We start from the raw sequence: 13,675 nt of genomic DNA on the forward strand, positions 1-13,675 counted from the left end.
CCGATGCACACAATGCGCACCGGCCCTCTCAAAAAGTTAAAGACCGGCTCAACGCGCCGACTGTTGCAGGCAATGGTCGACCAACGCTTCCAGCTCGGCCTGATACTGCTGCATCAAGGTCTCGATGGTGCCAGGGCGGAAGCGACGGGTGCTGTACATGCAACGCATCGACAGTTTGCCGTCGAACACCTGACCGACGATTTCCAGCCAGTTGCCGAGGTTGGCATCCAGGCTATAGACGTCGCCGATGTGCTCGTCCGCCGGCATCAGCATCGCCTGCTCGTCGAAGGTCTGGTCGAACTGCCCCAGGTAGTTGAAGGTCAGCCGCGCCTGTGGCAACGCCGCCAGACGCTGTTGCACCGACGCATCGGCCATGTAACGCAGCGCGCCGTAGCCGACGCCTTTCTGCGGCACCGCCGCCAACTGCTCGCGTACCGCCAGGATCGATGCGCCGAAATCCTGCTCCGCCAACGGCGCCAGCCGCACCGGGAACATGGTGGTGAACCAGCCGAGGGTGCGGCTCAGGTCCAGCCCTTCGACCAGGTCCTCACGACCGTGCCCTTCCAGTTGCACCAGCACCGACTCGGCCTCGCTCCAGCGACACAGCACACGACCGAGCGCGGTCAGCAGCAGGTCGTTGATCTGCGTGCCGTATACCGCTGGCGCCTGTTTGAGCAGTTGCCCGGTGCGGGTGGCGTCGAGGCCCATGAACGTTTCTTCGCGAAAACGCACCAGGTTCTTGCCGCGCGGGTTGTCACACGGCAGATCCTTGCCCGGCTGATCCAGCTGTCCGAGCCAGTAATCCAGCTCTTGCTCGACCAGTGCCGGCACCTGCGCCGCCAGGCCATCGGCCCAGGCGCGATAGCTGCTGGTGCGCTGCGCCAGTTGCGGCTCGCGGCCCTGACTGAACGCCTCGTAGGCCAGTTGCAAGTCTTGCAGGAACACCCGCCACGACACCGCATCGATCACCAGGTGATGCACCACCAGCAGCAGGCGCACCTCGCCGTCCGGCAGATTCACCAGCAGACCGCGCATCAGTGGCCCGTCGAGCAGGTTGAGGCTGCGCTGGGCTTCGTTGACCAGTGCGTCGAGTTGCTCGATGTCGCTGATCTCACGCTGCCACAGCAACGGGTTGTGCTCGGCGATGCGCAGGCTGTCCTGCAACGTTTGATAGTGCTGCAACCAGCGGCCCTGATCCTGATAGAAACGCAGCCGCAACGAATCATGCTGGGCCAGCATCAACCGCAGCGTCTGCTCCAGCGCCGGGGCATCCAGCGCCTGGCGCGAACGCAGCATCATTGCCTGGTTGAAATGATGCGGTTCGCTCATGCCCTCGGCGAAGAACCACTCCTGGATCGGCAACAATCCAAACGCCCCCGCCTGTGCTACGTGGCTGCTGTCGCCAGCCTGGCTCGAGCGGGTGACTGCTTGCTGGTCGAACAGGTTGCCAATGGTCTGGAAGCGCATGAGGTCGCGCAGCTTGATGTCCAGTTTCAGTTGCGGATGGTTCCGCGCCCGGGAAATCACCTGCAGGCTGAGAATCGAATCACCGCCCAACTCGAAGAAGTTGTCGCTGATGCCAACCTGCTCCACTTGCAGCACGTCGGCCCAGATATCGGCCAGCCAGGTTTCCTGCGCGTTGCGCGGCGCCTGATATTGATCGGCGCAAAACTCGGGCTGCGGCAGCGCCTTGCGATCCAGTTTGCCGTTCGGCGAAATCGGCAGGCGCGCCAGAGCCATGATCTGCAGCGGCACCATGTATTCGGGCAACTGTGCGCGCAACAGGGTCTTCAGACGATCCCCGACGTTGTCGTCGCTGCTGACCACATAGCCGATCAACTGCTTGCCGGAGACGCCGTCACGGGCGATGACCACAGCGTCGGTGACACCTTCCTGAGCGCGCAGGCAGGCTTCGATTTCACCCAGCTCGATGCGGAAACCGCGAATCTTCACTTGATGGTCGGCGCGGCCGACGTAATCGAGGATGCCGTCATGGCGCAGGCGCACCAGGTCACCGCTGCGGTACAGACGACTGCCCGGCGCGCCGAATGGATCCGGCACGAAGCGCTCGGCGGTGATCGCCGCACGGCCATGGTAACCACGGGCAACCCCGTAGCCCCCGATATACAACTGGCCGGATAAGTCTTGTGGCAGCGGATTGAGATCGTCGTCCAGAACCCACAGCGAGCGTTGACCGACCACTCGCCCGATCGGCGCATAGGCAGCCGCACAGGCCTCATCATTCGGCGCTTTCCAGAGCATCGGCGTGACCACGGTTTCGGTCGGGCCGTAACCGTTGGTGATGAACTGCGGCTGCAACACGCGGCGCACCTGCGCCAGGGTCTGCTCCGGCACCGCGTCCCCCCCCAGGCAATAAATGCGCACCTTCGGCACGGCCATGCCGCTGGCCTCGACGTACTCGGCCACCTGTTTGAGGTAGGCCGGCGGGAAGCAGGCGATATCGATCGAACGGTTGAGCAAGGCGTGACTGGTCTGCTCCGGTGTCCACAGTTCATGATCGCGCAGCACCAGCGTGCCGCCAAAGGCCAGGGTGGTCAGCCAGCGTTCATGGGCGCCGTCGAAAGCGAACGACATGAAGTGCAATTCGCGCGTGCTGGCGTCCATTTCGTACAACTCGCGGATTGCCTGGCAATGCATGCTCAGCGGTCCGTGGGTTACCGCCACACCTTTGGGCAAACCGGTGGAACCCGAGGTGTAGATCAGATAGGCGAGGCTGTCATCACAGGTCTGCACCCGCGGCGCCGTGTTCGGGTACTGACTGCCATCGAAAAGATCCAGATCAAGCAATGGCAAATTCGCCGGCAGCGGCAAACGCTGGCTGGCGGCGCCACGGCTGATCATCTGACGCATGCCGGAGTCTTCAATCATGAAGGCCAGGCGATCGGCTGGATAGTCGATGTCCAGCGGCACGTAGGCAGCGCCGCTTTTGAACACGGCGAGCAAGGCCACCAGCATGTCGAGCGAACGTTCCAGAGCGACACCGATCAGGACTTCCGGACCGGCACCCGCCGCGATCAAATGATGCGCCAGCTGGTTGGACCGGTGCTCGAGTTGCGCATAGCTCAACTGCTCGTCACCACATTCGGCGGCAATGGCCTCAGGCCGTTGCGCAGCAATCATCGCCGGCAACAGCTCACGGTTGTGTACCGCCGCCGGTTCTGCGCCCCACTGCTGCAAGGCCTGCCATTGTGGCGCGGCCAGACGCTGCAGGTTGCCCAGTCGCTCCGTCGGCTGCTGCATCATGCTGTGCAGCAGCACTTCCATGGTCTGGCGGATCCGCTCGACCGCTTCGACACTGAACCGATCACGCAGGAACAGGTACTCGATGGAGAACTCTTCGCCAAGATGCACGGCCAGGTCCATCGGGAAGTTGGTCACGTCATGGCTGGCCGAGGTGCCGAAACGCAGGCCGCCCGGTGCCTGTTCCAGACGCTGGTCGATCGGATAGTTCTCGAACACGATGATGCTGTCGAACAAGGCTTGCCCGCCCTGCCCCGACCAGCGCTGAATGTCCGCCAGTGGTGCGTGAGCATGTTCACGCAGATCGAGGTTATAGGCCTGCAGACTGCTCAGCCAGGCATTCAGCGGCTGCGCCGGATCGAGGGTCTGGATCACCGGCAAGGTGTTGATGAACAGCCCCAGCATGCTGCCGGCATTCGGCAATCCCTCCGGGCGCCCGGCCACAGTGGCACCAAACGCCACGCTGTGCTGACCGGTGTAGCGCTGCAACAGCAGCAACCATGCGCCTTGAATCAACGTGTTGGCGGTGATGCCCTGAGCCCGGCAATGCTGCTGCAACAAGGCGGTCTGCTGCGCATCCCAACGGGTGTACAACGCCTGGTGGCCGTGCTCGGCGGATTCGTGACGCGGGTGCATCGCCTGGCTCAGCGCGGTCGGTTCGACCAGCGTCTGCAAGTGGCCGCGCCAGAATTGCTCGAGCTGCGCCGAATCCTGTTGCTGCAACCACGCGATAAAGTCGCGATACCGACCGCTTTCGCCTTCGACCTGGCCGGTGGCGTAGTGCTGCAGTACCTCGCCGAACAACTGCGAACTGCTCCAGCCGTCCATCAGGATGTGATGGCTGGTCCAGATCAACTGGTACTTGTCAGCATCCAGCCGAATCAGGCGCGTGCGTTGCAACGGCATGCGGTCCAGCGCAAAGCCCTGAACCCGCTGCTGACGGGCAAACTCGGCGAGTTGCGCCTCATCCATCGGCGTGTCCAGTGCTTGCAGGTCAACAATGCCCTGACGGTGGACGACCTGCACCGGTGACGCCTGGCTGTCTTGCCAATGGAACGACGTGCGCAGAATTTCGTGGCGCTCCACCACGCATTCCCACGCGGCACGGAAGCGCTCGATATCGAGGCCTTCCACCGTCAGGTTGAGCTGGTTGACGTAGAGATCGTCGCCGTCATCGGACAAGGTATGGAACAACATGCCCTGCTGCATCGGCGACAACGGATAGATGTCTTCGATGTCCGCGACCGGCACCGGCAAACCGTCCAGACGCGTCTGGTCCAGCGCTGCCAGCGGGAAGTCCGACGGCGTCAGGCCGTGGTTGCCCGGGGTCACGCAGTGTTCGATCAGCGCGGTCAGTTCACGCCCGTATTCATCGGCCACTGCCTGCACGGTCGCGGTGTCGAACATCTGCTCGCTGAAGCTCCACGACAGGCTCAGTTCACCGCCATACACCTGACCATTGACCGACAGCCAGTTACCCAGTGGGGCGCGATCGCTGAGGTCACTGCCGGCACTTTCGCCGGCCGGCAGGAACAGCGCGGCTTCGTCGAACTGGCTATCGAACTGGCCGAGGTAATTGAAGGTGATTTTCGGCGTGGGCAGTTCTGCCAGAGCCTCACGCGCCGAGGCATCGCCCAGATAACGCAAGGCGCCAAAACCGATGCCCTTGTCGGGAATCGCACGCAGCTGCTCCTTGATCTGCTTGATCGAATCAGCGAAACCGCTGGCCGGGGTCAGGTGCACCGGGAACACGCTGGTGAACCAGCCAACGGTGCGGCTCAGATCAATGTCGTCGAACAGGTCTTCACGACCATGTCCTTCCAGTTGAATAAGGGCTGAGGCCTGTCCGTTCCAGCGACTGATGACCCGGGCCAGTGCGGTCAGCAGCAAGTCGTTGACCTGCGTGCGATAAGCCGCCGGGGCCTGTTGCAACAGTTGTCTGGTCAGTTCAGGGGCAAGGCGCGTCTGCACACTTTGCGCGTAGCGGTTTTCCAGGCTGCCGTCCGGGCGCTCGCACGGCAACGTGGCGGTCGCCCCCTGCAAATGCCCACGCCAGAAGGCCTGTTGGTCATCGAGGCTGACGGTGTGCGCCTGCAGGCGCTCGGCCCAGGCTTTGAAGGCGCTGGTCTTGGCCGGCAACGCGACCTCGCGCCCGGCCTGGATCTGGCTGAATGCGGTTTGCAGATCTTCCAGCAGGATCCGCCAGGAAACACCGTCGACCACCAGGTGATGCACCACCAGCAACAAGCGCTGAGTCTGATCCGGCAGATCGAGCAACACGCCGCGCAGCAGCGGACCGTCGTGCAGATCGAGACTGCCCTGGGCCTGCTGACAGAGCACTTCGATTGCAGCCGAATCCGTCAGCGTGCGCTGCCAGAGCAGTGCTTGCACAGGCTCGATCGGGCGGTGAGTGGCTGTCCAGCCGTCAGTCGTTTCAATGAACGACAGGCGCAAGGCATCGTGATGCGCAACCAGTGCCTGGAGCAACTGCGCAACGGTCTCGGCGTGCAGCGTCATCGCCGGTTTGAGCAGCAACGACTGGTTCCAGTGATGCCGCTCGGGGATCTCGCTGGCGAAGAACCATTGCTGGGACGGCAACAACGGCGTCGCACCGCTGACCGGCCCCTGGTCGATGCTCAGCACCGTGCCGCCCGACTGTGCTACCGCCGCCAGTGCCTGCACGGTCTGGTGCTGGAACAGATCCTTGGGCGTGAACTGGATACCGGCCTGCCGCGCACGGCCGACTACTTGAATCGAGATGATCGAATCGCCGCCCAGCTCGAAGAAATTGTCCGTGGCGCTGACCTGCTCAAGGCGCAGCGCATCGGCCCAGATCGTGGCGATACGTTGCTCCATTTCATTGCGCGGCGCCACGTAGCTGTTCTGCAGCAGACTGGCGTCCGGTGCAGGCAGCGCCTTGCGGTCCAGTTTGCCGTTCGGGGTCAGCGGCAGGTGCGCCAGCACCATCAAGTGCGCCGGCACCATGTGCGTTGGCAGACTCTCCTTGAGAGCGTTGCGCACGCTGTCGCGCCATTCAGCCAGATGTGCGTCTGCCACCGGTTGTGTCGGGACCAGATAGGCCACCAGTTGCTTGCCGCTTGGCCCGGCATGCGCCAGCACCACGGCTTCGCGCACGCTGCTCAGTTCCAGCAGACGCGCTTCGATTTCGCCCAGTTCGATGCGGAAACCACGGATTTTCACCTGGTTGTCGACGCGGCCCTGATAGTCGAACACGCCATCGGCGCGCTCACGCACCAGGTCACCGCTGCGGTACAGACGACTGCCCGGCGCCCCGAACGGATCGGGTACAAAGCGCTCAGCGGTCAGCGCCGGACGATCCAGATAACCCCGGGCCAGCCCGGTGCCGCCCAGATACAGCTCGCCCATCACGCCCTGGGGCAACGCATTGAGGTCAGCGCTGAGCACACAGGTGCTGCGGTCGCCGATCCGCGTGCCGATCGGTGCATAGGCTGCGCCGCATGCGTCATGCCGCCCGGCCTTCCAGATCAATGGGGTGACCACGGTTTCGGTCGGCCCGTAACCGTTGATGATGTACTGCGGCGCCAGCGCCGCACGCGCCCGCTCGAAACTGTCGTTGGGCACGGCATCGCCGCCGAAACAGTAGATCCGCACAGCGGGCGGCTGGCCGACCTGTTCGGCGTGCCCGGCCAATTGCTGCAAGTACACCGGCGGGAACGCCGCCACCGTCACGCCGTGTTGTTGCATGGCGGTGTAGGTCTGCTCCGGGCTCCACAGACTGTCATCGCGCAGCAACAGCCGCGAGCCATGGGTCAGCGGGGTCAACCAGCGTTCATGAGCGCCGTCGAACGCGAACGACATGAAGTGCAGCTCGCAATCGTCCGGGGTCATTTCATAGCGCTGGCCGATGGCCTGGCAATGCATCGCCAGCGGTCCGTGCTCCACGCACACACCCTTGGGCTGGCCGGTGGAACCCGAGGTGTAAATCACGTAAGCCAGGTTTTGCGCGTGTACCTCGACCTGCGGCGCAACGTCTGGCCATTCGGCAGTCGACAACGTGTCCAGATCCAGGGCACGCACTCCGGCGCTCAGTGGCAACCGAGGACGCAGTTGCGAATCGCTGAGCAACAGCGCGATGCCCGAGTCTTCGATCAGATAGGCCAGGCGCTCGCGCGGATAACTGGCATCCAGCGGCACATAGGCGCCGCCGGCCTTGAGCACCGCGAGCAAGGCCACCAGCATCGATGGGCTGCGCGGCAGCGCTACGCCGACGCGCACTTCCGGCCCGACGCCTTCATTGATCAGCACATGCGCGAGGCGATTGGCGTGGCTTTCAAGCTCGGCGAAGGTCAACGCCTGATCGCCACAACGCACGGCTTCCTGTTGCGCCTGCTGCGCCGCAATCACCGCGATGCGCTGATGCACCAGCAACGGATCCGTGCAAGGTTGCGCACGATTGTTTTCCTGCAATCGACGCTGCTCTTCACCGCTGAGCAGGGTCAACGCGCCGAGACGCGCATTCGCCGACTGTACGAACTGCTCCAGCAGCGAGGCCAGTTGCGCGTGCAAACGCACAATGGAGTCCGGGCTGAAACGGGCGGCGGCAAAGCTGTAATGCACCGAGAGGGTTTCGCCGAGGTTGACCCCGACCGTCAGCGGGAAATTGGTTTGTTCACGGGTGTCGACCGCGCCGAACTTCAGGCCCAGCGACGAGCCTTGCTCCAGCGCTTCGGAGATCGGGTAGTTCTCGAACACCAACAGGTTGTCGAACAGGCCGTCGCTGCCCTGCCCCGACCAGCGCTGGATATCGGCCAGTGGCGTGTGTTCGAAATCACGCAGGGCGATGTTGAGTTCCTGCACGGTTTGCAGCCACTGGCTGACCGTCAGTTGCGGTTCCGGACGGGCAATCACCGGCAAGGTGTTGATGAACAGGCCGACCTGCTGCTCGACCCCCGGCAGGTTGGCCGGACGTCCCGACACAGTGGCGCCGAAGGCCACGGTCGGTTGCCCGGTGTAACGTTGCAACAGCAACAGCCACGCCGCCTGCACCAGGGTGTTAAGGGTGACTTTTTGCTGACGAGCAAACTCACTCAAGCGCAACGTGCCAGTGGCGTCGATCCACTGCTGATATTGTCCGGTACCGCCATCGGCGTTCGCCGAACGATCCGCCAAACCCTGGGCCAGACGGGTTGGCTCATCGAATTGAGCCAGACGCTCAAGCCAGAATTGCTCGCTGAGGCGACTGTCCTGACGCTGCAGCCAAGCGATGTAATCGCTGTAGCGGCCAATGGGCGCTGCAGGCACTTGCCCGGCATAGCGCTGCAGCACTTCACCGAGCAACTGCGAGTTGCTCCAGCCGTCCAGCAAAATGTGGTGACTGGTGTAGAGCAGTTCGTGACGGTCTTGCGCGGTGCGCACCACCACCAGGCGCAACAACGGCACCTCGTTTAGATCGAACGGACGGCTGCGCTCGGCCTCGGCCAGCGCATCCAGCGCTTCGCCCGGCTGGCCGCGCCAGTCGTGAACGGTAAACGGCAGCGTCGCCGAGCGTTCGACGATCTGCAGCGGCTGGGCCTGCTCCCCTCCCCAGACAAACCGCGTGCGCAGAATGTCATGGGACTCCAGCGCCGCTTGCCAGGCCTGACGGAAACGCTCGACATCAAGCCCTTCCACCGACACCCGCATCTGGTTGATGTAATCCCCCGAACCTTGTTCGTACAGGGTATGGAAGAGCATGCCCTGCTGCATCGGCGACAGCGGATAAACGTTGTCCACCGCTTGCGGATCCGTGATCAGCGTATCGAGCTGCGCCTGAGTCAGCTCAGCCAGCGGGAAGTCCGACGGCGTCACACCGCGGTTGTGCGCTTCACAGCAATGGGCGATCAGCGCATTGAGTTCTTGCGCATAGTCGTCAGCCAGACGCTGGATCGTCGCCTGATTGAACATTTCGTGGCTGAAAGACCAGCTGAGGTTGAGCTCACCACCATAGACCTTGCCGTTGATGTCCAGCCAGTTCGCCAGCGGTGCCAGCGAACTCTGTTCGCGGCCGGTGCTTTCACTGGCGGGCACAAACAGCGCGGCCTCGTCGAACTGGCTGTCGAACTGGCCCAGGTAGTTGAAGGTAATGCGCGGGACCGGCTGCGCGGCGAGCGTCTGTCGCGCGTGTTCATCGCCCAGGTAACGCAGGGCACCAAAACCCAGGCCCTTGTTCGGTACGCCACGCAGTTGTTCCTTGACTGACTTGAGCGAGTCGGCCAGGCCCACGGCCGGGGTCAGACGCACCGGGAACAGGCTGGTGAACCAGCCAACGGTGCGGCTCAGGTCGATGTCGTCGAACAGTTCTTCACGGCCATGACCTTCGAGTTGGATCAGGGTCGAGGCCTGACCGGTCCAGCGGCAGATCACCCGCGCCAGTGCTGTCAGCAGCACATCGTTGATCTGCGTGCGATAGGCGGCGGGCGCCTGCTGCAACAGTTGGCGGGTCTGATCCGCATTCAGGCGGGTTTCCACGCTCACCACGTGACGGTTTTGCAAGGTCGCCGCAGGGTTGTCGCAGGGCAGATCGGCGGGCGCCTCGCCCAACTGTCCGGCCCACCACGTCAGTTCGTTATGCAACTCGCCGGCGGCGAACGTTTGCAGGCGTTGCGCCCAGTCCTTGAACGGGCTGGTCTTGGCCGCGAGCTTGATCGCCTGGCCGCTTTGCGCCTGCTCGCAGGCATTCTGCAAATCTTCCAGCAACACGCGCCAGGACACACCGTCGACCACCAAGTGGTGGATCGCCAGCAACAAGCGCTGGCTGCCGTCAGCCACATTCAACAGCACGGCGCGCAACAACGGGCCGTCTTGCAGATCGAGGCTGCCTTGCGCGGCGTCGCACACCGCTTCGATTTCGTCGGTGTGCTGCACGCCCGCCTGTTGCAGCAACGGCCGGTTATCCGGCGCGCGGTGCATGGCCGTCCAGCCTTCAGCGCCTTCGCTGAAGCTCAGGCGCAAGGCATCGTGATGCGCAACCAATGCCTGCAAGGCCTGCTCGAGGACACTGGCGTCAATGGCCTGGGAAGGTTTCAGCAGCAACGACTGGTTCCAGCGCTGCCGCTCGGGAATCGCCAGTTCGAAGAATCGTTGCTGGAACGGCAGCAACGGCGTGCTGCCGGTGACAGCGCCCTGCTCAATGCTGAACGCCGCTTCACCCCGCTGAGCGACCCGGGCCAGACCTTGCACAGTCTGGTACTGGAACAGATCCTTGGGGGTGATGCGCAGGCCGGCCTGACGTGCACGGCTGACCACCTGAATGGAGATGATCGAGTCGCCGCCAAGGGTAAAGAAGTTATCCGTGACGCCTACCTGCTCCAGCCCGAGCACGGCTTGCCAGATCTCGCACAACTGCCGTTCGTTGTCGTTGCCCGGCGCCAGATAGGTGTGCTGCTCGAGCGCTGCGTCAGGTTTGGGCAAAGCCTTGCGATCGAGCTTGCCGTTGGGCGTCAGCGGCAGTTGTTCAAGGAACAGCAGGTGCGCCGGCACCATGTATTCCGGCAGGTGCTCGCGCAGGCCGGCCTTGAGCACTTCACGCAGCCGCGCTCGTTCTTCGGCGTTACCCAGCGCAGCGCTCGGCACGATGTAGGCGACCAATTGCTGACCGCTCGCGCCTTCCTGCGCCAGCACCGCCAGTTCGCGCACCGTGTCTTGTTGCAGCAGACGCGCTTCGATCTCGCCCAGCTCGATGCGAAAACCACGCACCTTGACCTGATGGTCGATACGCCCGACGTATTGCAGGTTGCCGTCAGCCTGATAACGCGTCAGGTCACCGGTGCGGTAGAAACGCTCGCCCGGAGCGCCGAACGGGTTCGGCAGATACTTTTCTGCGGTCAACGCCGGCCGTGCCAGATAACCGCGGGTGATGCCGGCACCGGCCAGATACAGTTCGGCGGCGACGCCTTGCGGCACCGGTTGCAGCTCGCCATCAAGGACATAGCTGGCGGTGTGTTTCAGCGGCCGGCCGATGCTTGGCTGGCCACCGGCCGTGCGCCGTGTCCAGGTCGAATAGGTGGTGTCTTCCGACGGGCCGTACAGGTCGAAAACGTGTTCGACCGTCGGTTGTGCATACAAGGTGTCGACCAGCGACTGCTTGAGCGGCTCGCCGGCCAGATTGATGATGCGCACGCTCGGCGGGATCTCGCCGCTGCGTTGCAGGGCGGCAATCGCCGACGGTACGGTGTTGATCAGGCGCACCTGATCGCGGGCCGGCAACTGCGGCAATTCCAGGGCATTACGGGCGATGATCAACGAACCACCGTTGGCCAGGGTGACAAACAGCTCCCACACCGACAGGTCGAAACACACCGACGTCGAGGCCAGCACGCCCTGGATATCGTCGCGGCTGTACACCGATTGCGACCAGTCGATCAGCGCCAGCACGTTGCGGTGGGCAATCGCCACGCCTTTCGGTTTGCCGGTCGAACCGGAGGTGTAAATCACATACGCAAGGTTGTCGGCCGACACCCGCGTTTGCGGTGCATGCGCCGGGTACGCGGCGAAATCATCGGCGGCGTTGTCCATCAGCAGCACGTCGGTGTCCGCCGCAATCGCCAGATTGGCGGCGACGTCCCGTTCGGTCAGCAGGCACAGCGCACGGCTGTCTTCGAGCATGTAGGCGACACGGTCGGCCGGGTAATCCGGATCGAGCGGCACGTACACGCCCCCTGCCTTGAGCACGGCCAGCAACGCGACCAGCAGATGCTCCGAGCGCTGCATCGCCACACCGACGCGCACCTCCGGGCCGACGCCTCGCTCGATCAAGGCATGCGCCAATGGGTTGGCCCGTGCTTCAAGCTGGGCATAGGTCAGATGCCGCTCGGCAAAGGTCACCGCCCGCGCATCCGGGGTCCGAATCGCCTGACGAGCGATCAACTGATGAATGCACAGATCGCTGGCAAACGGTACGTCCACGGGGTTCCAGTCGTGCAGCAATACCTGCCGCTCACGGGCATCGAGCAATGGCAACTCGCCGACACGTTGTTGCGCATCGCTGACGATAGCCTTGAGCAACGTCTGCAAATGCCTGCCCATACGCTCGATGGACGCCGCTTCAAACAGGTCCGTGGCATAGATCAGCGAGGCCCACACGCCTTCCGGCGATTCATGGGTTTCCAGGGTCAGATCGAACTGCGCCGTGAGGCTGTCCCAGTTCACACTTTCAACGGCAAGCCCCGGCAGTTGCATGGCCTGCCTGGCCTGCCGCGCGCCACTCTGGTGGTTGAACATCACCTGGAACAACGGGCTGCGGCTCAGGCTGCGCTCCGGCGCCAGGGCTTCGACCAATTGCTCGAACGGCAGATCCTGATGCGCCTGGGCGCCCAGCGCCGATTGCCTGGCCTGGGCCAGCAAGGCGCTGAACGTCATGCTGCTGTCGAGGGTGGCACGCAAGACCTGGGTGTTGACGAAAAAGCCGATCAGCCCTTCGGTTTCCGCACGGTTGCGGTTGGCAATCGGCACGCCGATGCGAATGTCGTCCTGACCGCTGTAGCGATGCAGCAAGGTCTGGAACGCTGCCAGCAACAGCATGAACATCGTCACGCCTTCACGACGCGCAAGATCTTGCAGGCCTTTGCTCAACGCGGCGTCCAGCTGCATATCCAGACGTGCACCGCGATAGCTTTGCACCAGCGGGCGTGGGTGATCGGCCGGCAGTTCCAGCACGCCCGGATCCGAGCCCAGATGCTCGACCCAATAGCTCAATTGCCGTTCGCGCTCACCGGCGTCCATCCAGCTGCGTTGCCACTGGGCGAAATCGGCGTACTGGATCGGCAACGGTGCCAGCGTGGCCGGTACGCCCTGACTGAACCCGGCATAGAGCTCGATCAGTTCGCCGACCATCACTTGCATCGACCAGCCATCGGAAATGATGTGATGTTGCACCATCACCAGAACGTGATCGTCCGGTGCCAGCCGCAGCAGGCAGACGCGCAGCAAGGTGTCCTGTTCGAGATCGAACGGGCGGGCAATTTCGGCTTCGATGGCCGCGCGCAAACGCGGCTCATCGACTTCGCCCTCCAGCTCGCGAACCTCGATCTGCAAGGCAAACGGCGCCTTGATCAGCTGAATGGCCTTGTCCTGATCACCTCGGGCAAACCCGGTGCGCAGACTTTCGTGACGCTCGATCAGCGTATCGAAACTGCGCTGCAGTACCGCCATGTTCAGGGCACCGCGCAAGCGCAACGCCGTGGGAATGTGGTACGCCGCGCTGTCCGGCTCCATCTGCCAGAGAAACCACTGCCGCTCCTGGGCATAAGACAAAAGCAGCGGTTCACCTTCGGTGCGCCGAAAAATCGGCGCGATGCCATAAAGGTTAATGCCCTGTTTGCCCAGTAGAATCGCCAGCGCCTTGCGTTTCTCGGGAGAAAGCGCGCCTACCGATTCAATCAACTGCTGCATGCCG

Annotated in this window: 1 protein-coding gene; it reads right to left on the bottom strand. The window is 63.3% G+C overall.

What is annotated here, in order from left to right; translation table 11 throughout:
- Positions 1–48: 48 nt before the first annotated feature.
- The gene (locus L6D74_RS12920) at positions 49–13,671 is read right to left on the bottom strand and encodes a non-ribosomal peptide synthase/polyketide synthase (protein WP_236189413.1); all 13,623 of its coding nucleotides are present in this window, start codon (positions 13,669–13,671) and stop codon (positions 49–51) included.
- Positions 13,672–13,675 lie beyond the last annotated feature (4 nt).

The sequence above is a fragment of the Pseudomonas pharyngis genome (assembly GCF_021602345.1).
Classification (GTDB): Bacteria; Pseudomonadota; Gammaproteobacteria; order Pseudomonadales; family Pseudomonadaceae; genus Aquipseudomonas; species Aquipseudomonas pharyngis.

Bases quoted from the DNA above. Each gene is read 5' to 3' on its own strand.
- L6D74_RS12920 (WP_236189413.1), bottom strand. From the start codon at position 13,671: ATGCAGCAGTTGATTGAATCGGTAGGCGCGCTTTCTCCCGAGAAACGC.